This is a genomic window from Aliidiomarina iranensis (genome assembly GCF_003987135.1).
GTDB lineage: Bacteria > Pseudomonadota > Gammaproteobacteria > Enterobacterales > Alteromonadaceae > Aliidiomarina > Aliidiomarina iranensis.
This window is the reverse complement of sequence record NZ_PIPJ01000009.1, coordinates 36,721-62,040: the sequence shown is the minus strand read 5'-3', so window position 1 is coordinate 62,040 and position 25,320 is coordinate 36,721. Positions and strand designations below refer to the sequence as shown.

Genomic DNA, 25,320 nt, shown 5'->3' with positions numbered 1-25,320 from the left:
CAAAGCATTAGGATTCAACCGCAGCAAACGGTAGAATTCATGGCAATTGATTGAACCAAAGTATTTAAACGGAAGGGTTTTATGGGCCGCGCTTATCAGAATAGAAAAGAATCCATTGCCAAAACAGCAACTGCAAAAAGCCGAGTGTATAGTAAATATGGCCGCGAAATATATGTGGTAGCGAAATCGGGAGGCTCCGATCCAGATACCAATATTTCTCTGCGTGGTTTAATTGATCGCGCGCGCAAAGACCAAGTACCGGCTCACGTGATTGCCAATGCCCTCGATAAAGCAGCCGGCGTGGGCGGTGAAGATTATTCGCCCGCTCGCTATGAAGGCTTTGGGCCAGGTAATTGCATGGTGATTATCGAATGCCTTACCGATAATCCAAATCGCACCTTTGGTGATGTACGTAATTGTTTCACTAAATGCAAAGCAAAAATTGGCGCTCCAGGTACAACCGCTCATATGTTTGATCACTGCGCTATTTTCAGTTTCGCTGGCGATGATGAAGATGTAGTGCTTGAAGCACTTATGGAAGCCGATGTTGATGTAACCGATGTAGAAGTTGAAAGTGGTGTTGTTACCGTTTTTGCGCCGCATACCGAGTATGCAAATACCAAACAAGCACTTCTAGCGGCATTCCCCAACATTGAATTTGAAACCGATGAAATCCAGTTTGTAGCGCAAAACAGCATGGATATTCCGGAAGATGATGTGCCAATGATGGAAAAGTTTTTAGATATGCTAGAAGATTGCGATGACGTACAGCGCGTTTATCACAACGCTCGTTTCTAAATGAAAGGGGCTTCTTCGCCCCTTTTTAGTTATCTAATCAACGCACAGAACCGGCCATCACAGTTATCGTGGCCGCGGCCCAAATATCGCCTCTAATTGCTGAGGCTGCGGCATACCTCGAACCATTTGCACGTGGTTATTTCCATCACGAAAATAAATGATCGGCGTTGACGTTAAATTTAAGCGCTGCATGACTCGGTGATTTTCGCGAATAATAGGCTCTCCAATCCGCACAAATCGCGCTACGGTTTCGATTCCGCCGCGCTCACGACGACTTATATGCTCCTGTAGAGCTTGGGCTGGATTTGGTGAACCCATAATCGCGGCAGCTTGTGCGCGGCTCTCTTCGCGAATAATACCTACCATTAAATGGCGAAGTTGAACTTGGCCGGCCGCAATCCACGGCTCAGCTGCTTCCCGAAAACGATGGCAGTATGGGCAATTTGGGTCCGTCATGGTGTAGATAACACGAGGCGCATCCTTGTCACCATCTTGGAGTAAGGTAGCATTCTCCATTTGCGCCCAAGCCCTCTCCATAGCGGGGCCTGTTACCAAATCATAGAGCGAATCGGCTGCAACATCACGGCCATCAGAATCAAGCATATTACCGACCACTACATGTTCACCGTCCGCCGTGAGGTAGAGCGCTATAGCTTGCCCTTGAAATTCTGCGGCATAGCCAGTTAACCCGCCGGGCGCTGGGAACTGATCAACAATTGTAAGGCCCTGTTCCGCCAATGTTTGAATTGGCGCTGGGAGTTCCTCGGTATTCGCTTGTACATTACTATTTGCGAGTGCATAGGCAACCACTGCTAACGCTAACAACTTCCAATACTGCATTTAGTACTCCACTGGTGTATCGCCGATGATAAGCCTTGAGGCTATTCAAATCAGCGTCTCGAATGTCATCACAAATCAGGTCGTGATTACAATCCAACTAAAAAATAAGAGGCGCATCGATTCTACCGATTATTATCTGTTCGAGCAAAATCAATACGTGTTCAAGGCAAGGTTTATACAGCTAATGGTTCAATAAATCCGTTTAGAATCCGTTTCCAGCCTGCACTGATTACGTTATATTAAGCTTTCTCTTTGCCTATGAGGAAATCGATGTGCCAACTAGCATTCCCAGTTTTCAACTTTTTTATCAGCGCGCAATCGCTCGCAAAGGCAGCAAGAAGGCAATACAAGCTACTCTTCCGAAAATAGCCACAGGCGCTGAGCTATCAAATCGAGGTGATGATCGATACCTCGCTGAACTTACTGCGTGCGTTTTCCGAGCCGGATTTGTGTGGCGCATTATCAATCATAAATGGGCAGGCTTTGAGGAAGCATTTAGTGGTTTTGTTCCCGTATATTGGCAGCAAGTGCCACCAGAGCGATTAGAGGCGCTTGCTCGTGATGAACGCATTGTGCGCAACATGCAGAAGATATTCACCGTACCGCAAAATGCGCAAATGATTGTTGAGGCTTCCGAGGAGCATGGCAGTTTTGGCCAGTTTCTCGCTCAGTGGCCTTCCGATAACCAAGTAGGTTTATTGCTGTGGTTGAAAAAATACGGTGCTCGTTTAGGCGGCGCTACTGCCCAACACTTTCTGCGCCGAGTAGGGTGGGATGGTTACGTGCTTTCATCAGATGTGGTTACCGCACTAGAAAATCACAATCTCCTCGATGCCTCACCCACCAGTAAAAAAGGCCTCACCCAAGTGCAAACGGCTTTTAACGCGTGGCACAAAGAAACTGGCCTACCCTTTTCCCATTTATCTCGTATTTTATCTTACAGTGTGGGCGCTTAGTGTGGACGCTTAGTGTGGACGCTTAAAACGGCGCCTCTAACGAAGCGTTACGAACTCTTCCGCACTTGTGGGGTGCAATGCCACGGTGGCGTCGAAATCAGCCTTAGTAGCGCCCATTTTCATTGCCACAGCAAAGCCTTGTAAGATTTCATCCATGCCTTCACCGATACCGTGAAGGCCTACCACTTTTTCTTCTTCGCCTACACACACCAATTTAAAGTTACTCAACTCACGATAGGGTGTAATTGCGTTATACATGGCCGCAAACCCTGAACTATAAGCCTTTACCTGATCCTCGCCATATTCAGCAATCGCCTCAACTTCGGTTAGGCCGATCGTACCAATCGGTGGGTGGCTAAACACAATTGTGGGAATCAGGCTGTAATCCATGTGCGCATCGGGCATATCTTTGTTGAATAAGCGTTCCGATAACAACCGGCCGGCCTTTATTGCCACCGGTGTAAGTTGCGCTTCACCCGTGATATCACCTACGGCATAAATACCGGGTACATTGGTATTTTGATATTTGTCAGTACGAATAAAACCCTGCTCATCCGTTTCCACGCCTGCATTTTCAAGCCCTATAGCATCCGTTGCAGGTTCGCGGCCAATCGCCCAAATTAAGCAATCAACATTAGTAATCTCTTCATCGTTCATAGTGGTGATGGTTAGCAAACCATCGCTACCTTTATCCACTTTTTTCACCTCTGAAAACGGGTGTAGTGTTGGGCCATGGCGCTCAATAATGCCCATCAAGGTATCGATAATATCCCGATCAAAGGAACGTAATGGCCGATCTTGCCGCACTAATAAGTGGGTATCTGTACCTAAAGCATGCAGCACACCGGCAATCTCAACGGCAATATAACCAGCACCTACCACAACCGCTTTCTTCGGCTGCTCGGTTAACGCAAAAAAGCCATCTGAATCAATACCGTACTCAGCACCAGGAACCGGCGGCAACGTCGGCCGCCCACCCACAGCGATAGTGATATGGTCGGCAGTTATGCGCTCGCCATTTACTTCAACTTCATGGGGGCCCACAAATTTGGCAAATCCTTCAATATATTCAACGCCATTGCCAGCAAAACCACGTTTGTAGCCGCCATGAATGCGTTCGATATAGGCCTCGCGATTTTTAACCAAGGTTCCCCAATCAAAACCATTTTGTTGCAGCTTAAAACCATAGGCCTCGCTATACTTAACAGCCTCAGCAATGTGCGCGCCATACCACATCACTTTTTTTGGAACACAGCCAACATTCACGCACGTGCCACCAACTGCTTTGGCCTCTATTACCGCCGCCTTGGCACCACGAATTGCAGCGCGATTTGCCGAGGCAATACCGCCACTACCAGCACCAATACTCAAGTAATCAAAGTGTTTGCTCATTGCTGTTTTCCTTACATCTATTTAATTTAGTGCGTGCGCTGATTGTATCACGGTCAAGAATGTTTTGAATTTACGTAAATTCGATTAAAGCAATCTGGACGTTCATTCTACATTCGGGCAATCTAGGGAAAGAAATGCCTAAATTTTGTAACATCTAGGTGAAAAATCGATTGCTTGAGGATAACGGCTTGCATAGCAAATATACGCATACAGTGCTTATGCTATTCCCAGTGATGTTTCTTGCCGGCCCCACCGCCGCACAAGAAGCTGATGTACTGCGGCCTGTGCCTGCCACGCCACCAGCAACGGAAGGCGATGAAGCTGCTGATATCGAAGTGGCTGAAAAGAAAGTTCTCGAATTGAAATGGCTTGATGGTTTACAAACGGGTGTGGAAAGCTCAGTAGATAATACGGCTCGCTGGATTGATAATTTTTTTGGCAATAACCGAGCATTTGAGGGCGATTATAATAGCCGAGGTAGGCTATCTTTGCGGCCAGAGTGGAGCCAATACGAAGGCTGGAAGTTACGCTCAAGCTTTCGTGCCGAATTCGTTTTACCCAACACTGAAGAGCGCTTCTCAGCCATTATTGGCCAAACGAACTTTGATGATTTTATTCTGGATGATGAAAATACACGCCTTGATTCGGTAATCGCCTCTGATCGTGGCGATGAGGAATGGATTGTGGGCTTGGGTTTCAATCCAAATCAAGGCGAAACTAATCAGTTTTCTATCAATGCTGGCATTCGCGGAGGCTTAAAAGCCGATTTGTACACCCATGCCCGCTACCTCTACCAGTATCGCATCAACGAGGCCACGCAAGTTCGAACTCGCTCGAGCTTATTTTGGCGAGATAGCGATGGCTTTGGCTTCAATCAACGGCTAGATGTGGAAAAAAGCGCGAGCCCTGAATGGCTCAGCCGTTTCACCATAGATGCTACCCGCGCGGAGCGTATTGATGGTATTCGCTGGAAAGGAATTTTTTCGGTTTACCATCTGTATGCTGAAGAACAGGCGGTAGCGGGCGAAATTTGGTATGAAGGCGAAACTAAACAAGAAGTACCGCTAAGAGAATGGGGAGTTCGAGCCATTCATCGGCGGCAGTTTGCCCGCGATTGGTTGTATTTTGAGATATTTGGTGGCTTACATTGGCCGCGAGAAGAGCGCTCACAACGCCGAGAAGCCAAATGGTTGGTGGGCTTTGAGTTTGAAATGTGGTTTGGTGATTAAAAAAAGCCGGCCTCGATTTCAAAAATCGAGGCCGGCTTTAAAACTTTATTCAATTAATCATTAGTAAAATCTGATACGTCTAAATCTTCATCTAAATTAATTTCTCGATTTGCGCGCTCACGCAAGAGCTCAATCGTGCCATCAACACCATTTTGCCGCAGCGACGCTTCCATTTCAGAGCGTTGCGCATTCAGCATGCTTACACCTTCAGCCACTAAATCAAATGCCATCCAAGGTGCATCTGGGCTTCGGCGCTGCATTTGAAAATCTAAACGAATCGGTGGCCGCCCACCCTCTTCAACTAGCTGTGCCCGCACGGTTACTCTGCGCTCTCTGGCATAATCGCCTTCCCGGCCAAAGGTAATTTTATGGCGTGTTTCATCATACTGAGTGAAAACTCGCGCGTAGGTGGTTACCAAGTAATCGCGGAATACACTCACAAACTCTTCTTGCTGGCTATCATCTAAGCGTTGCCAATTACGGCCTAATACTTGGCGAGCGGCAAATTGATAATCAGAATGCGGCAATAACTCTTCACGCATGATATCGCGCAAAAAGCCTGGGTTATTCTCAATAGCATTTCGCTCTTCGGTGATACGCACCGTCATGCGCTCAGCAATTTGCTCGAGCATCTTATAAGGATTACTCGTATCAATTTCCTGAGCCTCGGCGTTACTTATCGTGAACGCAAGCAAAATAGCACTCATCCATATTGTTAATTGCTTCATGTGATTACTCCTCGATTCACAGAACACTTCCTTTGTTTATTTTTTAAAACCTTTCATTGCTATCTAACTAACCTATGAACTAGGTAGATAAAACAAAAAAGAACCCAGCAATACAGGCACTCATTAAGTTAGCAAGTGTAGCAGCTAGCAAAGCGCGCATGCCCATCGTTGCAATATCTTTACGCCGGCTCGGAGCCATACCGCCTAAACCACCGAGCAAAATAGCAATCGATGAGAAGTTAGCAAAACCACAAAGCATAAAGGTGATAATGATTTGGCTTTGCATACTCAAATCATCTTTAAAATTCGCAAAATCTAAGTAGGCTACGAACTCGTTTATCACTAATTTCTGGCCAATAAAACTTCCAGCAATCTGGGCTTCATCCCAAGGGATACCCATAATGAAAGCAAGTGGTTGGAAAATATAACCAAAAATCACCTGCATGGTGAGCTCTTCATAGCCAAAGAACCCGCCAAAATAACCGAGCACACCATTGATCAGCGCGATAAGGGCAACAAACGCGAGCAACATTGCGCCAACGTTGAGTGCGAGTTGCATACCACTGGATGCACCAGAGGCTGCGGCATCAATAACATTCGCACGGCGCTCTTCTGTTGGCACGTGTTGTAGGTTGTTGTTCGGCTCTTCTGTTTCCGGCACTATTATTTTGGCCATCAACAAAGCGCCGGGAGCTGCCATAAAACAGGCTGCAATTAAGTATTTAAGTTCAATGCCCAACCCAGCGTAACCGGCTAACACCGAACCGGCAATTGAAGCTAAGCCACCCACCATTACGGCAAAAAGCTCGGAACGGGTCATGTTCGGAATAAAGGGGCGTACTACCAGCGGCGCTTCAGTTTGGCCAACAAAGATATTAGCCGCAGCCGACATAGATTCAGGGCGGCTAGTGCCAAGCAACTTTTGTAAGCCACCACCAATCAAATTGATTACTTTTGTCATCAAGCCGATGTGGTAGAGCACGGCAATAAGTGATGAAAAGAAAACAATAACGCTTAACACGTGAATGGCAAAAATAAAGCCCTGTGAGTAATCACCAATCTCACCAAAGAGAAAGCTAATACCTGCATTGGCGTATTCAATAACACTGGCAACGCCAAACGCTATGCCACCCAAAACATCTTGCCCAAGCGGCACGTAAAGCACAAAAGCGCCTAAACCCGCTTGCAGTGCAAATGCTAAAACGATGGTACGCCACCGAATACTCTTTCGTGCTGTTGAAAATGCAAATACAACCAGTAACAACACAGCCATTCCGATAAGGCTTATCATTCTGTTTCCCTATTTTTTTCGCCGGTATTTAGTTTAATTAGCGTTACTCAGCTAACAACTGCCGGATTTTTGTTTTAATAATATCAATGGCAATTTCATTTTGGCCGCCGCGGGTAACCACAAGATCGGCAAATTGCTTCGAAGGTGCAATAAACTCAAAAAATGCTGGGCGAACATAATGCTCATATTGCTCAGTAATGGAGCTCAGGGAACGGCCACGCATTTCAATATCACGATTTATTCGGCGCAACAAACAAATATCTAACGGCGTATCCATAAATACAGAGATATCGAATTGCTCACGTAATTTCGGATCACAGAGTAGCAAAATACCTTCAACGAGGATAACCCGAGCTGGCGTTACCGGAATCGTATCTTTTACTCGCGTATGCTCTTTGTAGGAATATTGCGGCATTTCAACGGCTTCACCATCACGCAAACTCTGCAAATGGCTCGCTAATAATTCATGTTCAAAAGCACTTGGATGATCGTAGTTGGTAAGAACACGTTGATCGAGCGATAAATGGCTTTGATCACGATAATACGCATCTTCCGAAAGCACGGAAATCCTCTCGCCGCCTAGCTCCGCAACTAACTCTTGATAAACCGTTGAAGCAAATAAGCTTTTCCCAGAGGCCGAAGGCCCTGCAATGGCAATAACCGTTGTTTTTCCCACAAGTAACCCTATTCTTTACATCGCTAACTGCACAATAGCCGACATTATCCCGAATTACGCCTCATTTATAAACATGTAATTCGGTAAATCATCTTTTCTATATCGCAAACTCACTTTTCAGAACACCATTGATTGTAAATATCAGTAACCCCAAGGGCTCGGTGGCGTAGCAACGATTTCAGTTAAATCAAAATCAACACGCCATGTCCATTCACCATCGGCCATAGTGCCATAGCTATATCGTTCACCGGGCACCACTTCAATGCGCCAACCTAAGGTTTCATCGTTCTCACCGCGGCGCTCTGAAAATATAAACATTTGCTGCTCAGCGGTGCCCACATCTTCGGTAACACCACCATAATCTGTTTCACTTGCTGGGGTTCCATCTGGTTCACGGTGATCATGGCTCAAGCTGAGGTGATCATGATATTGCGTAAAAATCCAAGTACGAGAACGATCCCAATCACCAGATTCTGGTTGTTCAATATGAAAAGGGGCGAGCACTTGGTTATCGGAACACTTCCGAAAATGCACAATTAAGGCCTCATCACCGTTTAGGAGATCGTTTCCCGGCCGCGCCACCACTCGCTCTCCGGCATAAGCGTTATCACAAAGGCTCTGAAGTGCAGCAAAGAACTCTTTCTGTGGTTGTTCATCGGGCGCGCTACACGCTGTTAATAACAAAGCGAGAGCTACCAGCCCGGTGTTTTTTACTATGAACTTCGAATCCAGCATGCTATTCCTCATTTGCATACGTCACATTTCCCCATGAACACGAGCAGGCTCAAGCCCAGCATTGATTAATCAACATCAGTACTAAGCAAACATATCACACCAATTTACACAAATTTCATGGTATCTTCATAACTTCACTAGATTATCGGTGCCTAATTGCAAATAAAATCCGCAATAGAGCAAAATAGAGGGCGAAATTATGGATTTACAATCGCTTCGAACACGCATTGAAGATATTGATAAGCGCATTCTGGAAGCGCTTGCCGAGCGCCGTGAAGTAGCGTTAGCCGTTGCCCGTAGTAAAGCCGAAAAAGCCGGCGCGGTGCGTGATACCGAGCGCGAAGCCTCTTTACTATTACGCCTCATGAAACTTGGTAATGAGCTTGGTTTGGATGCCAGCTATCTAACTCGGCTGTACCAAATCATTATCGAAGATTCGGTACTTACTCAACAAGCTTGGATGCAGCAAGGTGATGGTACCGGCAGCTTAAGTATTGCTCATCTGGGTACTGCTGGAAGCTACTCGCACTTGGCCGCTCAGGGTTATGCACACCGGCGCCAATGCAACCTGCAAGGCATTTCCTGCGAAACTTTCAATGATGTTTTAAAATCTGTAGAAGATGGCAATACTACCCTCGGCATCTTACCTATTGAAAACTCAACTTCCGGCTCGATCAATGAAGTATACGATTTACTTCGCCACACCCACTTACATATTGTTGCCGAAACCTACCTCTCAGTTGAGCACCAACTTTTGGTGGCCAAAGGTGATGAAGATAAAGATATACACACGATTTATGGGCACCCCCAAGCAATTGCCCAGTGCTCTCGTTATTTGAGCCATTTAGACAATGTAACCGTTCTTTCCTGCCCTTCATCAGCACACGCTATGGAATTAGTAGCGAGTAGCTCAGAGCCGGGTATCGCTGCTTTAGGCTCACAAAGCGGTGCCGCATTGTTTAATCTTGTGGCAGTTGCCCAAAACTTAGCTGATCAACCGGGTAATCAAACGCGTTTTATCTTAATTCAGCGTGAATCCTGCCATGTACCGCAGCAAGTTCCCGCTCGCACGAGCTTGATTATGGCCACGCACAACCAACCTGGGGCTCTTGCTGATGCGCTGATCATCTTGCGCCAGCATGAACTCAACCTAATTAAGTTGGAATCGCGGCCCATGCCTGGTAATCCTTGGGAAGAGTTGTTTTATGTTGATTTAGCGGTGCACGAGCAAAGCCCAAAATGGCAAGATGCCTTACGTGAATTAAAAGCCATGACACGATTTATCAAAGTACTCGGCAGCTACGCCGATGAACGCGTAAAAGCAACGCGAGTAATTGCGCCAGAGCAAAGTTCTGGTGCTTAATTTCACAACTTAGCTACACTTATTGAAATCATTTTGGATATCGAAACTTATGAACGTTAAATTATTAAAATTTTCTTCCGCCAGCGCCGCTGTTATTGCCTTAACCGCATGCTCAGGCACCTTCGGTACCGCTGAACGCGATACTATGGTTGATGCGCAGTGTGAAAATACAACTGCCCAGTTGGCTCAACTAGGTGATTTAGTGCGCGCTAACGAGAACATGTCCGTTACGGTTAATGGTGTTGTGCATGGCGTATTTCAGGGTGAGCAAGCCCTACAAGGTTTTTTCATTCAGGCCGATAATGGGGCCGCATTTGTAGCTAATAGCGCTCTCATTGGCGAAGTTTCTGAAGGCCAACGTGTTCAAGTAACAGGCAATATTGATGCTTATTATGGTGGTTGGCAGCTTACCGATATTAGTGATTTTGCGAATTGTGGTACCGGTGAAATCAACACTACGGCGGTAAGCCTTCCACTGCAAAACACCGAAACGCTGGATAACTATCTGCACCAACGTATCGCGTTGGAGCAGGATATGGTTGTGATTGGCCATTACCAGCTAGGCCGCTTCGGAACCCTTGATATTGCAACAGAGCGGTTATGGACAGCCACACAAGTAGAACAGCCCGGCCCCGATGTTTCAGCCCGTACAGCCTACAACAACGCGCGCAGATTAGTGCTCGATGATGGTTCATGGGCGGAAAACCCTGAGGTGGTGCGCTACCCCAATGGCGGCCTGAGCATGGCAAACTCCATTCGTAGCGGCGATGAAGTTGGCAACATTGAAGGTATTTTGGTGCGCGTTGGTAATAATTACCACATTCAACCAGTAGTAGAGCCAACATTTAATCATACCAACCCGCGCACAAGTGTTCCTGAGTTACCCGAGGGTGATTTAAAGGTAGTTGCGTTCAATGTGTTGAATTATTTTAATGGTGATGGCCAAGGTGGAGATTTCCCAACACCTCGAGGCGCCGATACGCCGGAAGAATTTGAACGCCAACGGGCGAAAACAATAGCGGCAATTTTAGCCATGGATGCTGATATTTACGCGTTAATGGAAATGGAAAATGATGGTTTTGGTGAATACAGTGCCCTCGCCGATTTAACCCGCGGCCTGAATGCAAACGTTGCGGGCTCGCCTTATTCATACGTTAGCGCTGATGCCGAGCAAATCGGTGGTGATGCCATTACTCAGGCCATTATTTACCGCAACGACCGAGTAACCACCCGCGGTGAAGCACAGTGGACAACAGAAGGCCCATTCGGCTGGGGTAGCCGGCCACCACTCTTACAAAACTTTTTAATCCAGAGCTCGGGTAAAGAGATTGCCGTAGTGGCGAATCACTTTAAATCGAAAGGCAGTTGCCCAAGTGAGCCTGATGATGAGAATGCAAACCAAAACGATGGCCAATCCTGCTGGAATCAGTTGCGGGTAGAAACTGCCGAAGCGTTAGTAGGCTGGTTAGCGAGCAACCCCAAAGATTTAAATCATAGTAACTATGTTGTACTCGGTGATTTCAACGCCTACAAAATGGAAGATCCACTTGCGGCATTGGCCGGTGCCGGGTTTCCAAACCTTGCAAATTACTTTGATACCGATGGTTACTCTTATGTATTTCGCGGTGAGAAAGGCAGTTTAGATCATGTATTGGTGCATGATTCAATATGGGATGCGGTGCAAGGAATGGCCCATTGGTATATTAACGCCGATGAGCCAATTGCGTTTCAATACTCAACCCGTGGTAAAAGTGAGGAACAACAAGCGCAATGGTATGCACCTTCGCCGTACCGCTCCTCTGATCACGATCCTATCATCACGGTTATTGATTCAGCGCAATTAAATTGATAACCGTAAAGTTGATAATAGCTGTATTGATAAAAGCGAATAGCACGATAGATAAGTATTCTTCGTAATTACATACGGAAATGCTAATATATAGAATACAAGTAATCGCGTTGAGAAGTTTAAGCGCATTTTTTTAACGCACGGAAGGAGTTTATATATGCAACAATTAAATGTTATTGGCTTGGAAGCGCAAGGTGCAAAAGCATTAGCTGATAAGCTGAACGAACTCTTGGCGAATTACCAAGTATTTTATATGAATGTTCGGGGTTTTCATTGGAACGTGCGTGGTGAACGATTTTTTGAGCTTCACGTGAAGTTCGAGGAAACCTACAACGATTTGTTATTAAAAGTTGATGAAGTAGCAGAGCGCATTCTTACTCTAGGCCAGCGCCCGCGCCATGCATATTCCGCATACCTTGAGCAAAGTAGCATTACTGAAGCTAAAGATGTGCACGATGGCCGTGAGTGTGTTGAGCACATCTTGCAAAGCTACAAAGCCGTAATCCAATTGCAGCGTGAAATTTTAGCCGAGGCAGCGGAGTTGGGCGATGAAGGCACTTCAGCTTTGATGAGCGATTACATCTCGCAACAAGAGAAAACAGCTTGGATGCTTACTTCATACCTAGGCTAATTCTCAGGTAAATCTATTCAAAGCCACGGTTTGCTAACGCTGCCGTGGCTTTTTTGTGTGTGCAAAGGCATTGCTTGGTAGTATTGCGGGTAATTATTGCGGGTAGTTATTGCTGCTGAAAATAATTGTGTGATACAGAGCCATAGCGAGGTAATTTGTTATTCGTTATAATGCTGCCGCGTTTCACACTTACCGAGTTAACGTACTAAATAAACCGTACTGATTTAACCGTAATAAATTAACGCACCAAATTAATACAAAAAGTTAACCGCACTGAATTTACGATTCAGCCAGCCGAAGGAAAAAGTGATGCAATATATTTGTGCAGCGCTCTATAAGTTTGTAGAGCTCAATGATTATGAAGAACTCCGCCAGCCATTATTCGATGTAATGGCTGAAAACGAGGTGAAAGGCACCCTTTTACTCGCCCGCGAAGGCATTAACGGCACTATTTGTGGTACCCGCAATGCTATCGATAATGTGCTCAACTGGTTGAAAAGCGATAGCCGCTTTGCCGATCTCGAGCACAAAGAATCTCCCAGCGAAACCCAAGCTTTTTACCGCACCAAAGTGAAATTGAAAAAAGAAATTGTCACCATGGGCCTTGATTGGGTGGATCCGAAAAATATCGTGGGCACTTACGTGGCACCAGAAGAATGGAACCGCATTATTAGCGATCCTGAAGTATTACTTATCGATACTCGCAACGATTACGAATATGCCGTGGGTACTTTCAAGGGCGCCATCAACCCGAAAACAGAAACCTTCCGAGAATTTCCTGAATACGTAAAAGAGCACCTCGATAAAGAAAAGCACAAGAAAGTAGCCATGTTTTGTACCGGCGGTATTCGCTGTGAAAAATCAACGGCATACCTAAAAGAACTTGGCTTTAACGAGGTATATCACCTACACGGCGGTATTTTGAAATACTTGGAAGAAGTACCCGCCGAAGAGAGTATGTGGGATGGTGAGTGCTTTGTATTCGACCAGCGGGTAACCGTGAAACATGGCTTGGAGCAAGGCTCTTATGATCAATGCTACGCGTGCCGCATGCCAATTACAGAAGAAGAAATGCAATCAGAGCAATATCAAAAAGGCGTAAGCTGCCCGCATTGTTTTGATAAAACCACGCCAAGCCAGAAAGAACGCTATGCTGAGCGCGAAAAGCAAGTTCAACTCGCCAAAGCACGCGGCGAAAAACACATTCGTGATGGGCGTTTGGAAGGTTAGTTAACGCCAAATAACGACCAATAGAAACCTCGAGCTTTTCTGAAGTTCGAGGTTTTTTTATGGAAATTTTACACCTTCGAATCGCATTACCTCTTAAAATAATGGCTGTCTAATATGATTTAAAAAGGAATAATCATGGCGTATTTTGCGGTTATTGGCCTTGGCCGATTTGGTACTACTACTTCGTTGGAACTTATGCATCTTGGGAATGAAGTGCTCGGTATTGATATCGACCCGAAAGCAGCCGAGCCTCTTGCAGAGCGCCTATCACAAACTATTATTGCTGATGCCACCGATGAGCGCGCACTTAAAGAGCTAAATCTTGGTAATTGTGATGGGATAGTTGTAGCAATTGGTGAAGATTTACAAGCCAGTTTATTGTGCACTCTAAACCTTTTAAATTTAGGAATTCGTTGCCTATGGGTTAAGGCGGGCGATTCTGCGCATCACTCTATTCTCAGTAAGTTGGGCGTGCGTAATATTGTTCACCCTGAAGAAGAGATGGGTATTCGCGTAGCGCAATCGCTAAACTACCCAATGGTCAACAGCTACATCGGATTAGGACACAACACCTACATTGTGGATGTAAACATCACAGAGAAAATAAGCTCTAAAACTGTAGGGAATCTGCGTAAAGCAACAGGAAACCAAGTAAATATTCTACTGGTGAAACGCGATATAGAGATATTCCATCACCCCGACGATAATTTTGCTCTGCAGAATAAAGATCACTTAGTTTTAGTGGGTGCTCGCGATGTACTCACCAAACTTGGGCCGTTGTTGAAATGAATAGCCGCTATATTGCTCTGCACCCTAAAGTTAACCATAGCCGCAAGAAAATTCAGCTCAGCCCACCCACAATACTAGCTCTAGGGTTTGCAGGATTGATTGTTATCGGTACATTTTTATTAATGTTGCCGATGTCTGCCAATTCCAATATTTCACTACTTGAAGCAGCTTTTACTGCTACCTCAGCAGTTACGGTTACCGGGCTAGTTGTTGTTGATACCGGCACTGATTTCACCATGTTCGGGCAGCTTATTATTGCTTTACTAATTCAAGCCGGAGGTCTTGGTTTAATGACCTTCGCGATCGTTGCGCTGATAGCGATTGGTGGCAAAATCGGTTTCCGGCAACAGATCATTGCAACAGCCGCTTTTAATCAAACATCGTGGGCCACTGTGGTACAAACAGCGAAGGCGGTAATTGTTTTCGCTTTAATCGTTGAAAGCGCGGGAATGCTCATCTTATTTTTGCGCTGGTTGCCTGAGATGGCCTGGCAACAAGCATTATTTCATAGTTTCTTCTATGCAATTTCAGCCTTTAATAACGCCGGATTTGCTCTCGATGCTAACAGCCTAATGCCGTATGTCGGCGACCCCGCGATTAACATCATTATCACCGGTTTGTTTATTACCGGTGGTTTGGGGTTCGGCGTATGGATGGATATTTGGCAGCAGCGACGCTGGAAAAAGCTCAGCATTTACAGCAAAGCATTGCTTACAAGCGTGGTATTGATCAACGTTTTCGCGATGCTAATTATTTTTATACTCGAACTAGATAACCCAGAAACCCTGCGTTCACTAACATCATCGGAGCAATGGTGGGCGGCATGGTTCCAAGCAACCACAACTCGCACCGCAGGCTTTAATACTATCGATATTAGCGCTTTAGAAGACAGTACAACCACTTTAATGCTGTTACTGATGTTTATTGGTGGTGGTTCATTAAGTACCGCTAGCGGCATCAAAGTCATGACATTCATCGTGTTGGTTATGGCAACTTACGCTTATCTGCGCCAGCGTGATGAAGTTGTTTTATTAGGCCGCACTATTCCACGTAACACGGTTCGTAAGGCATTAGCGCTAACTTTGATATCTGTAGCGCTCATTTGGGTTGCTATATTTCTACTTACGGTTCTTCAGCATGAACCGTTTTTAGACGTGGTATTTGAAGCGGTATCGGCATTTGGCACAGTTGGTTTATCGCGAGGACTCACAGGCGATTTATCAATATTCGGGCAAGTGCTGATTATGGTGCTCATGTTCGTTGGTCGTTTGGGGCCGCTCACTATGGCTTATTTTCTTGCTAGCCCGAAACCTAAGCACTTAGGTTATCCTGAGGTAAAAGTACCGATTGGTTAACCGTTATAAAAGCTTGAGCCGATAACCTACGGCTTGTTCGGTGTGGATATAATGATGGTCGTGATCAAATTCCCGGCAATCTAGTTTACGGCGCAAATGGCTGATAACGATACGGAGATAATGGCTATCTTCGGCGTGCGTTGGCCCCCAAATATCACATAGCAATTGGGTTTGGGTAACTACTTTTTCAGGTGCGCGCGCGAGTGCTTCAAGCACCTGATACTCTTTACGAGTTAACTCAACCACCTCACCATTTAGGGTTACCAAACGAGCGGCGAAATCGATGGTTAAAAGTTTGTCGCTTAGCTGCTCAGCTACTTCAATTACTTTTTTACTGCGGGTTGCTGCACGAATTCTCGCGCACAGCTCACCTACATTGAAAGGTTTTGTAATATAATCGTTTGCGCCTGCATCGAGTGCCGCAATCTTTTCTTGCTCGTGCTCTCGCGCCGAGATCACGATGATAGGTGTATCAACTAGCGTTCGAATAAAACGCACCAGCGATTTCCCATCTTCATCAGGGAGCCCCAGATCGAGAAGAATGCAGGAAAACGCTGTGGTATTCAGCCACTGCTTTGCTGCAAATGCACTTTCAGCCTCAAGCGCTTGATAGCCTTCGCTATGAAGAGCAATTTGTAACATTCGGCGAATATTCGCTTCATCTTCAACAATTAGAACTTTACTGCTCACAACGCCTCTACTTACCACCCGACTCAACGATGATGCACGTTCATTTATTCTCGTTTCTATGCATTGGTAAGTCGATTATAAACCGCGCTCCCATTGCGTATTCTGTATCTACTTTTAAAGAGCCACCATGAGCACCTAGCATACCTTTACTGATTGCAAGCCCCATTCCTCTTGGCGAGCTCTCATTAAGGTTAGAGCCTTTTGAACAGAACATCGTGAAAATCTGTTCTTCTTCACCTTCCGGTATTCCCGGCCCCTCATCTTCAACCTCTATTCTTAGCGTATCAGTAGTTATCAAATAAGAACGAATCCGTACGGGAATATTTACCGGCGTGAAACGACAACAATTTTCTACAATATTGAAAAGGGCTTGTTCGATCAATGCCGCATGAACATACAGAAGCGCATCATGATCATGCAGAACAACATCAAACTGGGGAACATGGCGGTATTCATTATTATCTAATCGAACGGGGTATCGGGCTAACCGTTTAGTTAACGAAGCAATAATATCGCCTAGCGTTACCCAATCTCGCTGTAATTCAAGCTCGCCGTAACCCAATCGGGTCATATCAAGAAGGTTTTGAATATATTTATCTAGCCGCTTCGTTTCCATGTAAATGCCGCTAACCAGCTCGTGCTTGTTGTCATCCGAAAGCACGCTTTGCTTATCGCGAAGCATTTCAGCAGACCCCATAATGGCACTCAGCGGAGAACGTAAATCATGTGAAACTGACGATAAAAGCGCGTTTTTTAACTGCTCCATTTCAGTTTCTAACTTTGCTTTGCGCAAAGATTCTGTTGTTATGATCTGCTTGCGAATTAATGATGCAGCGGGTGCCACCAGCAAACTAAAGGCCATCATAAAAACTAGCGTAATAATATCGTCTTGAGAATCCACACGAAACGTAAACTGCGGGCTGGTAAGAAAGAAATTAAAGCTCAAAAAACTTATAATTGCCGTGGTAATCGCCGCAACTAACCCTCCCTGAACACCCACGAAAACAATTCCTGCAACATATAATAAGGATATGTTACCGATCGTTAGCCAGGGTAAAAACAAAGCTCCCAAAAGGGTCGCGATAACAACCCACGCCGCTCCTGCCGCAATCGCTTGTGGTGTGCCTTGTATCAGAGGAAAATAGCGTTGCAATGACAGCTCCCGTTACTGGTCGGTTACGTTCGGCAACGTAAGTGCGCGAACGCCGGCTATTACGCCCACAACGATGAGTAGCCCAAGCACCGCATGAGTTCCGGCTAATTCATCGAGCACGCCGAGCAGCATGCCAAGCAACAGTAAAATGCCGATTACCGTGTTGCTTACGGCAGTGTATTGCGCTCGGTTTTCTTGGTTGGCCATATCCACAAGGTAGGTTTTGCGGCCTAGGCGTGCGCCATGGTGGGCTACCGCCGCTAGGAATATTAAACCGCCACCCACTAATACTTGGCCAAGCCAGGCCTGCGCGGTGAAATCCATAAGCAAAGTGATTGCCATTACCGCCGAGGCCATAAAGGCGGCTGCGGCCATAACATGATTGCTCGCGCTATCCGACCAACGGCCCCAGAAGCGCCCTGCCAACATGCCTGCTAAACCACTTGCAAGCAGCATGCCACCTAAACCGGTAAGCTCTCCGGCGCTTTGGCGCTGAATCAGTACCACAATGTAAGGTATCGAGAACGCGGAAGAAACCAGCAGGGCTCGCGTAGCCACAAATTGGCCGAATTGCTTATCTTGCCAGATCAATGCAATCGATTTAACGGCCTCGGTGATAGCATTGCCGCCCCCCTCAGTAGCGCCCGGTGTCTCTGGAATGCGGCCGTAACATACGGCGGCAACCAACCAAAGTGCAGCGGCAGCAAGTAGTAACGCAATGAATAACACATAGCTGCCTTCAACCTCGGGGGCAAATATGATCACTATCGCGGTGGCTAAAGTGAGCACACCAGCCGTTGTAGCGGCTAAACCGGTAAGCCGGCCACGCCGAGTTTTCGATATAGTTTTTCCCAACACATCTTTACTAGCTACTGAACAAATACCGCGAGATAAACTAAAAACGATTAGCCAGCCAATTACCCACCAGCCGAACGTAGTTGCGCTTGCTTGCCAGCCTAATAAACCATAATCGCTGAGCATCAGAAAACCCGCGGCCATAAGAACTAGCGCCAGCGCTTGGCCTAGGCTACCGGCTACCCAAAACCACTTCCGCACCGGTTGTTCGCGCATACGCTGAGCCACAAAGAGCTGCGGCAATAACGATAATGATTCACGGAGAGGCACTAACATACTGATAAAAAAAGCTGGCGCGCCCACAACAGAGAGCATCCAAGGTAGCACTAAGCGAGCGCTTACAATGGAATCACCGAGTTTGGTAAGGGTTAATGAAAGAAGGTGGAGTACGAATGCCGTGGGTTGCTCACCGCAGGCTTCATCGGGAATATCTTTACACACGCGGGCATCTTCATCTTCCGATAAGAATTGGTACATACGATCGGTGATATCGTTTTCCGATTCTTTGCTCATTGTTCGCTCCTGTAACCATGGCGAAAAATTTGGCTAAGCCAGCATTACCGCATCCGGCTCCATACTCAGCCTAGGCTATACGTAAGCCACTTTAACTATCTGTACTTTCGGCTAAAGCGCTTTGTAATGCAAACCAAATACGATTAATCAATGCAATAAGCCGAATCCAATCACGCAACTCCTCTCGGCTTACTAGAACCTCCGAATTGGTGTTGTAGGCGTGTAAAAACGTTTCTATTTCATCGTCATAAAAATCATTTATTACAATAGTAGATGCAACATCAAAACCGGGGTGGCCGTAGCCCGCGTATTCCCAATCAATTACTTTGGTTTCCGGCTCGTTATAAACATGTTCAGCATTTAGATCATGATGGCAAAATACGCGCGGCCCGAGTTGCCAAGCGGCGAAGAGTGCTTTGTAGCTTTCACAATCTTCTCGTGCCTGCGCCCCTTGTCCCGGCTTCAATACGGCAAGGGCATTGCAATAACCTATCACGCGCTTCCACAACGACCAAGGTTGAATATCGGGCGTGAGTTGATGAATTTTTTGTTGCACTAAACCTAACTTTTCAGCACGAGCTAGCGGATCAAAAATTGCAGCAAGAGGTTCAGCCGTTAGCCACTCGGTAATCACAACACCGCGTTCACTATCGGTAAAAATGATGGCGGGGGCTATGCCCATTTCGGCAAGCTTGATATCAGTTTCTACAGCTTCGCCGGTAGCTCTTCCAAATGCACTATCGTGGGCGTATTGCTTCACTAAAAAGCGATGTTCATCACTTTCAATACACCAAGTGGCATTAGCAAGATCTTTGCCTACCGAACGCGTTTTCCAAACACCATGCACCGGCAAATGGGCCAGACACCAGGTTGGAAATGCCATAGATTTTTTTCCTTTTAGTAGCAGAATTAACTAGGTTGAGCATATGCCAAGTTTCGCTGAAAATCTTGGCGCCAGCGCCAATACCCTATCGCAGCCATTATTACATAAACAACAAACAACAACGCGGTGGCATGGTAACCCTTCACCCAAAATAGGCCTATATATACTACATCAATCACTATCCAATATAACCAGTTCTCTAAAACCTTTCTTGCTACAAGGAAGGTAGCAAAGAAGCTAAATACTGTAGTGAGGGTATCAATGTACGCCATATCGGCGTTGGTATAACGATTTAGGGTAAAGCCCAGAAGTAAACTAATGGCCAGCAAAGCTATGCCCCAATATGCATGCCACTGCCAACGCAATTGGCTGATTGCTAGGGTTTGGGCGCGGCGCCCATGCTCATCTGCCTCAACTGTTGCCTTCCCTTGCACCCAGCTCCAATAACCATAGCCGGCCATAATTACATAAAAAACCTGCAGCACAGATTCCATATATAATCGGCCAGTAAAAAACAAAACCGTGTAAATACTGGCGCTAATTGCGGCGGCCGGCCAACACCAAAGGCTTTGCCGAATTGCCAAAATCACATAGGCAATCGCTAAACTCACCGCCACTAATTCTGCGGGCGAAGAAAGCGCCAATAATTCTAATAGCCTATCCATTTGGATTTAAATCGCGGTTAATGAACTTACAAACCAATACTTGTGGCGGAATTTGTTGATAAACCCGCTCCAATTCATCGGTAAGTGTTGTCATTAACGCACGATACTCACCAAAAATCTGTGTGCTCATGGTATTGGTGTTTACCGTTAATTCTTTATGTTCCGCCAAGCGCTCCACAAATTCTTGAATAATTGGGCGGTATTCTTCAGCTAGTGGATATAAGCTAATTTCAGCTGATAATTGCATGGTGTTTCCTTTTAATTTTAGCGAGGAGAGCTTCGGCTCACACATCCAAAGCCTCTCCTCTTGTCATTATTAAAATAGGCCGAAAGTACGGCAAACCTAAGGCGAATTTAGAAACGATAACGCGCGGTAACTCCCACTCGGCGTGGCTCTCCGTATTGCACGTAGTTTTCTGGTGCATAATCTTTGCGCGGGTCATTACCGAAAAAGAAACCACGCGTAGTGTAATCTTTATCAAATAAGTTCCGAGCCCATAAACTGAATTCCCAGTTCTGCAATTGATAGTTCAAACGTGCATGAAACAGCTGATAGCTGTCTGATTGCTCATCATGGCTGTTGGAATAATAGAACTTATCGCGCGCATCCATTTCAATGCGAAGTGTAAGCCCTTCTCGCAATAATAACTCTGAGCCCAGGTTCACTTGGTAGCTTGGTGCATGGGCCTGATCACGGCCCGCTAAATTGGTGCCATCTTGCAATACAAGATTGTTCAATTCAGTAGCCAACCAACCGAGATTTAAAAATACTCGCACAGAATCGCTCGGCAGATAATCAAACTGCGCTTCCAAACCATAGTTTTTGCCATCTGATGCGTTATCTAAATAGCTAACGAACACCGCACTTCGCTCTACATAGGCGTTTACCTGCATATCATCGCGCCAGCTGTAAAAGGCGTTTAAGTGCACACGTAAATTATGCTCCGGTAAAAAAGCCTTATAGCCAATTTCCGCACTGGTAAGATATTCCGGGGCAAAAGTGGCGCGCGATTCAAGAAATTCACGATGCTCTTCTAAATTTCGATCTTCTACTCGACCTAACGCTTCACCGTTAACACCACCCCCTTTAAAGCCTCGGGTAAGGCTCGCATACGCTTGCTGCATCGGCGCTAGGCTATATTCCAAACTAGCACGGCCACCTAGCGCACTATCACTTGGTGCTGCGGCGATACTGCGGCTATCCAAATACTCATTGCTGTAACGCTCCCATCGCAGCCCATAGGTTAAACGTAACCGATCGGTAAGCGCTTGCTGCAGTTCAGCATAAATAGCGGTGCGCTCGGTATCGTAAGTGCTCGCAAAGGGCACATCTAAGTAGGTATATTCGCGGGTTAAATCTTGTTGGCGCTTTTGGAAGTAAGCACCCACTAACCAATCGGTATCAACACCAAACACTGAAACTGGCGCGGCTGAAAGCACCCGTGATTCTAGTTCAAGCTGATCGCGCTCACGAAAATAGGCATCGAATGAGTTATATTCAAGTTCTGGGCGAATACCCTCGAATGCCCAATCTTCATCAAAACTGTATTCCGAATCTGCCTGCAAATAACTGGCAAACAGCTGCAGTTCATAACCTTCTGCCCCTGTAAAGGTAGCCGCTACTCTGCCGGCATGGCTATCTAATGTATCGCGGCCAGGTGTATCAGAAAGCGTTTGCCGGTTCCGATCTAAACTAAAGGCATCGTAGCCATTATCAATATCAAACCGATGATAAGTAAGCTGTAAGTGCCAATCATCGCTTACATCCCAAGTAGCATTCAAACGCAACGTAAGCTCATCAATATCTTGGGTATCTTCGCGATTAAGGTGAATGTTTTCGATAAAACCATCGCTCACATTCGAATACAATGAGCCGCGCACCGCCAAGTTGTTGGTAACGCGATTACCAAAGGCAACCCCTGCCGCATAAGAGTTATAGTTCGCCCACATGGTTTCAAACTGCCCTGATGGAGCATAAGTGGCTTCCTCACTCTGCAAATAAATCATTCCGGCCATGGCATCAGCGCCGAAACGAGTACTTTGCGGGCCGCGGAATACTTCAACTTGGCCAATATCAAACAGAGTACCGGCCGCACCTAACCCGCTGTAATTTATGCCATCAATAACCAAGCCAACCGAGGGGTTAATTGGATCAACAAATTGGCTACGCTCGCCGATACCGCGAATTTGCACAAAACTGGCTCTCGAGGCGCCCGCGGCTAAATTCACGTTCGGAGCCATCATTAATGCTGATTCAATATGAGCCGCAGCGCGGTTGTTTAAATCGTGCGCCGATAAAACAGAAACGCTCGCCGCCACATCTTCAATGCCTCGGCTACGAAAATCACCCGTTACGGTAATTCGTTCTATATTTTGTTTCAAATCGGTAGGCGCTTCATCAGCAATGGCAACACTGCTCATCGCAACCGAGCTAATGGAAAGTGCGGTAGCAACCGCGAGAGAAATTTGTGTTAGTTTCATTTGGGATCTCTTCTTTTGATAATGCTTTAAAGATGAGATCCGGTTAAACGCTGTATTGGTGAGATCGCTGGCAAGTGTAGTTATGTGCCAACGATAGATGCTGATTACCAATCCCTACGCCAGTATTAACCGGATCAGGTACAAAGAGTTCACTACGTATCTCAGCCTCACTTATAAAAAGCTTGGCACCCCTTTGGTAATTGTTGTCAGTTATTCACTGCAACGCCGCGCAGTATACCCAATGCGCGGCTCTTTGCAAACACAGGCAAGCAACGCGCCAGTTAATCACTTTCAGCCGCAAAATGAATAATACCATTTACTATTTCGCAAGCGCCTTCACTATGCGCTCTTTGGGTATACTCATCAAACACGATCAATACGCTTAAATCTTGTTGCTCACGATAATAATGAGCCGTATTTGCCTCGGAATCGCATGTGGCCAAAGCGGCCGTTATCGAGCGGTCGCGCAAAAACTCATGCGAGCCACTCGCCCCGGCATCTAAGTTCGCCTCAGTGCTGAAAAAAGCCTCAGTGAGCGCCTTTTCTTGAGAAAATCGACCGCCACTGCCATTGCGTAAATAGCTAAACCGCGCAAGCACGCCACTTTCTGTTTCTTCAGGAAAGCCCTGAATGAAAACACCGTGAGCTCCCTGCACTCGAAATTCACCCGATTGTGCGTTTACCAACAACGCGGTTGTTTCATCCACGCCCACACCCAATGGTGTACCTGTTGCATGTTGGAGTGATAATAACCGCCCTTGCCTTCCGCGCTCAGAAAAATGAGTATCTAAAATACCAAATGGGAACAACCCTAAACCACCTTGAGGGTGATAAGTGAGGCTATTTGCAGAAACTGCAGGCTCGCAATTTGCAAAACGAGCGCAATCAGCCGCTGGTGGTTGCGCCATGGCAAAAGCACCTTCACGCAAAGCCGCCTCGCTGCTACCGTTGCTGATCATCGGCGCACCGGACATTACAGCTGTGCCTGCACTCGTTCCGCCCGCAACCATCATTCCCTCATTCATACGTGCTCGAATCGCAGTAAACCAACTGCTGGCGTTACCATTTGGCGAGTAAAAAGCCTGCCGAGTTAATGATTGATCACCACCATTGATAAACACACCTTGAGCCTTTGCAATCAGCGATAAGAGCATTTCTGGATTCTCACAGGCCTTTTTCTGTTGTTCAGCAAGCCATGGGTAAACACGTTCCCGTGCGAAGGCTTGTTGATGCACTTCGCGCAACTGCGAGATAGCCTCGCAGTTATTTGCTGCAACCGCGTGCCCAAAAGCCGCATCGATTGGCAACCATTGGGCTTGCACGCCTTGAGAGCGAAACGTGTCTAAATAGAAATCGACGGCATCGAAACTATCCCTGCCCGATGCCGTAACCACTAACACGAGCGGCTCTTGGTTTTGCGCGTCAGCTAAGTATTTAGCGCGTTGTGCAAAGGCGGCAAACAAATCCGCTCCTTCAGCCTCCTTGCTCAATTCAGGCCTGCTGATTTCATGTTGATCTGGCTGTTCAGTAGCTTGCAAATTATCGCGAATCAAATACCACTGCGGCGTGGTAACCTCACGCCACAGGTTTGTATAAAGATCGCGGAAAAATCCGGTAAAATCCTCCATTGTTGCCGATCTACCCGCAAAACGCCGCTTCGCTGATGCGAGCATTTCAGCAACTTTAGCCCTGATTTCTGCATCACCTTGCCAGTTCACTTCTGCTAAAATTCGTTGGATATTTTCATCGCTTACATCCACGAAATTTGTCGTCCGCATTTTTTCTGGATCAATCCAAGATGTATCCGCACACCGCCCGGGCGCCATACTCGAGCAGGTGTTCATCGAGCCTCCCACCAACATCAAATTCCATTCAAACGCTTCGAGGTTTGCATCCTCTGATGTTGCTTCCGAAGCAGCTAGCGAAACGCCGAAGTTAAAAATAAAATAGATAAATAATAGATACTTAAACTGCTTAACAACAAACATATTCCACCCAATTAAGGCCCTTAATATCATTAATAAATTAGATTCAGCTGCGCGTTAGAAAAATTTCATTTCGTTGACAGTTAAGAAAACGAATGCTAAACCATATGTAAAGCCGATGTTGCAATTCGCTCGCCGGCTCTCTATTATTTATAGTTACAACTCACTAGGAGATAGCGCAAGCTTTTTAAATTATGTTGAAAAAAGCGTTACGTTTATCAACCTATCACTAC

Annotated in this window: 23 protein-coding genes and 1 riboswitch; of the genes, 9 read left to right on the top strand and 14 right to left on the bottom strand. The window is 46.2% G+C overall.

What is annotated here, in order from left to right; all coding sequences use genetic code 11:
• Positions 1–81 precede the first annotated feature (81 nt).
• Complete coding sequence (locus CWE08_RS10525) at positions 82–798, top strand: YebC/PmpR family DNA-binding transcriptional regulator (protein ID WP_126768094.1); 717 nt, start codon at positions 82–84, stop codon at positions 796–798.
• 63 nt (positions 799–861) lie between these two features.
• On the opposite strand, the gene dsbG is transcribed toward CWE08_RS10525, so the two are convergent.
• Positions 862–1,638 carry a thiol:disulfide interchange protein DsbG gene (gene dsbG / locus CWE08_RS10520; RefSeq protein ID WP_126768092.1) on the bottom strand — a complete coding sequence of 259 codons (777 nt, stop codon included), beginning with the start codon at positions 1,636–1,638 and terminating at the stop codon, positions 862–864.
• Positions 1,639–1,910: 272 nt separating this feature from the next.
• Here dsbG and CWE08_RS10515 point away from each other — a divergent pair, with 272 nt between their 5' ends.
• Entirely contained in the window at positions 1,911–2,594 is a 684-nt protein-coding gene (locus tag CWE08_RS10515) for a DNA-3-methyladenine glycosylase I (RefSeq protein WP_126768091.1), read from the top strand.
• Positions 2,595–2,630: 36 nt separating this feature from the next.
• On the opposite strand, the gene gorA is transcribed toward CWE08_RS10515, so the two are convergent.
• Positions 2,631–3,986: a glutathione-disulfide reductase gene (gene gorA / locus CWE08_RS10510; RefSeq protein WP_126768089.1), complete on the bottom strand. Its 1,356-nt coding sequence runs from the start codon at positions 3,984–3,986 to the stop codon at positions 2,631–2,633.
• Positions 3,987–4,174: 188 nt separating this feature from the next.
• Here gorA and CWE08_RS10505 point away from each other — a divergent pair, with 188 nt between their 5' ends.
• Positions 4,175–5,215, top strand: a complete 1,041-nt coding sequence (locus tag CWE08_RS10505) for a hypothetical protein (RefSeq protein WP_126768087.1) — start codon at positions 4,175–4,177, stop codon at positions 5,213–5,215.
• Between the two features lie 53 nt (positions 5,216–5,268).
• Here the strand turns inward: CWE08_RS10505 and CWE08_RS10500 are convergent, their stop codons facing one another.
• The 4 genes from CWE08_RS10500 to CWE08_RS10485 form a co-directional block, all read right to left on the bottom strand.
• Positions 5,269–5,943, bottom strand: coding sequence for an MlaC/ttg2D family ABC transporter substrate-binding protein (locus CWE08_RS10500; RefSeq protein ID WP_126768086.1), 675 nt, complete (start codon positions 5,941–5,943; stop codon positions 5,269–5,271).
• 79 nt (positions 5,944–6,022) lie between these two features.
• Positions 6,023–7,234, bottom strand: coding sequence for a NupC/NupG family nucleoside CNT transporter (locus tag CWE08_RS10495; protein WP_126768084.1), 1,212 nt, complete (start codon positions 7,232–7,234; stop codon positions 6,023–6,025).
• A 43-nt stretch (positions 7,235–7,277) separates the two neighbouring features.
• Complete coding sequence (udk, locus tag CWE08_RS10490; RefSeq protein ID WP_126768083.1) at positions 7,278–7,910, bottom strand: uridine kinase; 633 nt, start codon at positions 7,908–7,910, stop codon at positions 7,278–7,280.
• A gap of 141 nt (positions 7,911–8,051) precedes the next feature.
• The gene (locus CWE08_RS10485; protein WP_126768081.1) at positions 8,052–8,645 is read right to left on the bottom strand and encodes a hypothetical protein; all 594 of its coding nucleotides are present in this window, start codon (positions 8,643–8,645) and stop codon (positions 8,052–8,054) included.
• Between the two features lie 199 nt (positions 8,646–8,844).
• Here CWE08_RS10485 and pheA point away from each other — a divergent pair, with 199 nt between their 5' ends.
• From pheA to CWE08_RS10455, 6 genes are all read left to right on the top strand, one after another.
• Complete coding sequence (gene pheA / locus CWE08_RS10480) at positions 8,845–10,008, top strand: prephenate dehydratase (protein WP_126768080.1); 1,164 nt, start codon at positions 8,845–8,847, stop codon at positions 10,006–10,008.
• Positions 10,009–10,057: 49 nt separating this feature from the next.
• Positions 10,058–11,857 carry an ExeM/NucH family extracellular endonuclease gene (locus tag CWE08_RS10475; protein WP_126768078.1) on the top strand — a complete coding sequence of 600 codons (1,800 nt, stop codon included), beginning with the start codon at positions 10,058–10,060 and terminating at the stop codon, positions 11,855–11,857.
• Positions 11,858–12,014: 157 nt separating this feature from the next.
• On the top strand, positions 12,015–12,488 hold the full coding sequence (locus CWE08_RS10470; RefSeq protein WP_126768076.1) for a Dps family protein: 474 nt from the start codon (positions 12,015–12,017) through the stop codon (positions 12,486–12,488).
• Positions 12,489–12,797: 309 nt separating this feature from the next.
• Positions 12,798–13,718 carry an oxygen-dependent tRNA uridine(34) hydroxylase TrhO gene (gene trhO, locus CWE08_RS10465; protein ID WP_126768075.1) on the top strand — a complete coding sequence of 307 codons (921 nt, stop codon included), beginning with the start codon at positions 12,798–12,800 and terminating at the stop codon, positions 13,716–13,718.
• A 135-nt stretch (positions 13,719–13,853) separates the two neighbouring features.
• Positions 13,854–14,507 carry a potassium channel family protein gene (locus tag CWE08_RS10460; RefSeq protein ID WP_126768073.1) on the top strand — a complete coding sequence of 218 codons (654 nt, stop codon included), beginning with the start codon at positions 13,854–13,856 and terminating at the stop codon, positions 14,505–14,507.
• Positions 14,504–15,862, top strand: coding sequence for a TrkH family potassium uptake protein (locus CWE08_RS10455; protein WP_126768072.1), 1,359 nt, complete (start codon positions 14,504–14,506; stop codon positions 15,860–15,862). Before CWE08_RS10460 ends, CWE08_RS10455 begins: the two co-directional genes overlap by 4 nt.
• A gap of 3 nt (positions 15,863–15,865) precedes the next feature.
• On the opposite strand, the gene CWE08_RS10450 is transcribed toward CWE08_RS10455, so the two are convergent.
• From CWE08_RS10450 to CWE08_RS10415, 8 genes are all read right to left on the bottom strand, one after another.
• Positions 15,866–16,552, bottom strand: coding sequence for a response regulator (locus tag CWE08_RS10450; protein ID WP_126768070.1), 687 nt, complete (start codon positions 16,550–16,552; stop codon positions 15,866–15,868).
• 40 nt (positions 16,553–16,592) lie between these two features.
• Positions 16,593–17,705, bottom strand: a complete 1,113-nt coding sequence (locus tag CWE08_RS10445; RefSeq protein ID WP_198677156.1) for a sensor histidine kinase — start codon at positions 17,703–17,705, stop codon at positions 16,593–16,595.
• A 12-nt stretch (positions 17,706–17,717) separates the two neighbouring features.
• A complete protein-coding gene (locus CWE08_RS10440; RefSeq protein WP_126768067.1) occupies positions 17,718–19,073 on the bottom strand; it encodes an MFS transporter permease in 1,356 nt (451 codons plus the stop codon).
• A 91-nt stretch (positions 19,074–19,164) separates the two neighbouring features.
• The gene (locus CWE08_RS10435) at positions 19,165–19,956 is read right to left on the bottom strand and encodes a phosphotransferase (protein ID WP_126768066.1); all 792 of its coding nucleotides are present in this window, start codon (positions 19,954–19,956) and stop codon (positions 19,165–19,167) included.
• A gap of 26 nt (positions 19,957–19,982) precedes the next feature.
• Positions 19,983–20,621, bottom strand: coding sequence for a nicotinamide riboside transporter PnuC (pnuC, locus tag CWE08_RS10430; RefSeq protein ID WP_126768064.1), 639 nt, complete (start codon positions 20,619–20,621; stop codon positions 19,983–19,985).
• Positions 20,614–20,868 carry a YkoF family thiamine/hydroxymethylpyrimidine-binding protein gene (locus CWE08_RS10425; RefSeq protein ID WP_126768063.1) on the bottom strand — a complete coding sequence of 85 codons (255 nt, stop codon included), beginning with the start codon at positions 20,866–20,868 and terminating at the stop codon, positions 20,614–20,616. Before CWE08_RS10425 ends, pnuC begins: the two co-directional genes overlap by 8 nt.
• 107 nt (positions 20,869–20,975) lie before the next feature.
• The gene (locus tag CWE08_RS10420) at positions 20,976–23,102 is read right to left on the bottom strand and encodes a TonB-dependent receptor (RefSeq protein ID WP_126768061.1); all 2,127 of its coding nucleotides are present in this window, start codon (positions 23,100–23,102) and stop codon (positions 20,976–20,978) included.
• Positions 23,103–23,196: 94 nt separating this feature from the next.
• Positions 23,197–23,305, bottom strand: a riboswitch (TPP riboswitch).
• 78 nt (positions 23,306–23,383) lie between these two features.
• Positions 23,384–25,090 (bottom strand): cyanophycinase, encoded by a 1,707-nt coding sequence (locus CWE08_RS10415; RefSeq protein ID WP_126768060.1) that lies wholly within the window; start codon positions 25,088–25,090, stop codon positions 23,384–23,386.
• Positions 25,091–25,320 lie beyond the last annotated feature (230 nt).

Excerpts from the sequence above, each read along its gene's own strand:
- trhO (WP_126768075.1), top strand. The coding sequence starts at position 12,798 with ATGCAATATATTTGTGCAGCGCTCTATAAGTTTGTAGAGCTCAATGAT.
- dsbG (WP_126768092.1), bottom strand. The coding sequence starts at position 1,638 with ATGCAGTATTGGAAGTTGTTAGCGTTAGCAGTGGTTGCCTATGCACTC.
- CWE08_RS10460 (WP_126768073.1), top strand. The coding sequence starts at position 13,854 with ATGGCGTATTTTGCGGTTATTGGCCTTGGCCGATTTGGTACTACTACT.
- CWE08_RS10435 (WP_126768066.1), bottom strand. The coding sequence starts at position 19,956 with ATGGCATTTCCAACCTGGTGTCTGGCCCATTTGCCGGTGCATGGTGTT.
- CWE08_RS10485 (WP_126768081.1), bottom strand. The coding sequence starts at position 8,645 with ATGCTGGATTCGAAGTTCATAGTAAAAAACACCGGGCTGGTAGCTCTC.
- gorA (WP_126768089.1), bottom strand. The coding sequence starts at position 3,986 with ATGAGCAAACACTTTGATTACTTGAGTATTGGTGCTGGTAGTGGCGGT.
- CWE08_RS10475 (WP_126768078.1), top strand. The coding sequence starts at position 10,058 with ATGAACGTTAAATTATTAAAATTTTCTTCCGCCAGCGCCGCTGTTATT.
- CWE08_RS10415 (WP_126768060.1), bottom strand. The coding sequence starts at position 25,090 with ATGTTTGTTGTTAAGCAGTTTAAGTATCTATTATTTATCTATTTTATT.
- pheA (WP_126768080.1), top strand. The coding sequence starts at position 8,845 with ATGGATTTACAATCGCTTCGAACACGCATTGAAGATATTGATAAGCGC.
- CWE08_RS10470 (WP_126768076.1), top strand. The coding sequence starts at position 12,015 with ATGCAACAATTAAATGTTATTGGCTTGGAAGCGCAAGGTGCAAAAGCA.
- CWE08_RS10440 (WP_126768067.1), bottom strand. The coding sequence starts at position 19,073 with ATGAGCAAAGAATCGGAAAACGATATCACCGATCGTATGTACCAATTC.
- CWE08_RS10425 (WP_126768063.1), bottom strand. The coding sequence starts at position 20,868 with ATGCAATTATCAGCTGAAATTAGCTTATATCCACTAGCTGAAGAATAC.
- pnuC (WP_126768064.1), bottom strand. The coding sequence starts at position 20,621 with ATGGATAGGCTATTAGAATTATTGGCGCTTTCTTCGCCCGCAGAATTA.
- CWE08_RS10525 (WP_126768094.1), top strand. The coding sequence starts at position 82 with ATGGGCCGCGCTTATCAGAATAGAAAAGAATCCATTGCCAAAACAGCA.
- CWE08_RS10500 (WP_126768086.1), bottom strand. The coding sequence starts at position 5,943 with ATGAAGCAATTAACAATATGGATGAGTGCTATTTTGCTTGCGTTCACG.
- CWE08_RS10495 (WP_126768084.1), bottom strand. The coding sequence starts at position 7,234 with ATGATAAGCCTTATCGGAATGGCTGTGTTGTTACTGGTTGTATTTGCA.
- CWE08_RS10455 (WP_126768072.1), top strand. The coding sequence starts at position 14,504 with ATGAATAGCCGCTATATTGCTCTGCACCCTAAAGTTAACCATAGCCGC.
- CWE08_RS10420 (WP_126768061.1), bottom strand. The coding sequence starts at position 23,102 with ATGAAACTAACACAAATTTCTCTCGCGGTTGCTACCGCACTTTCCATT.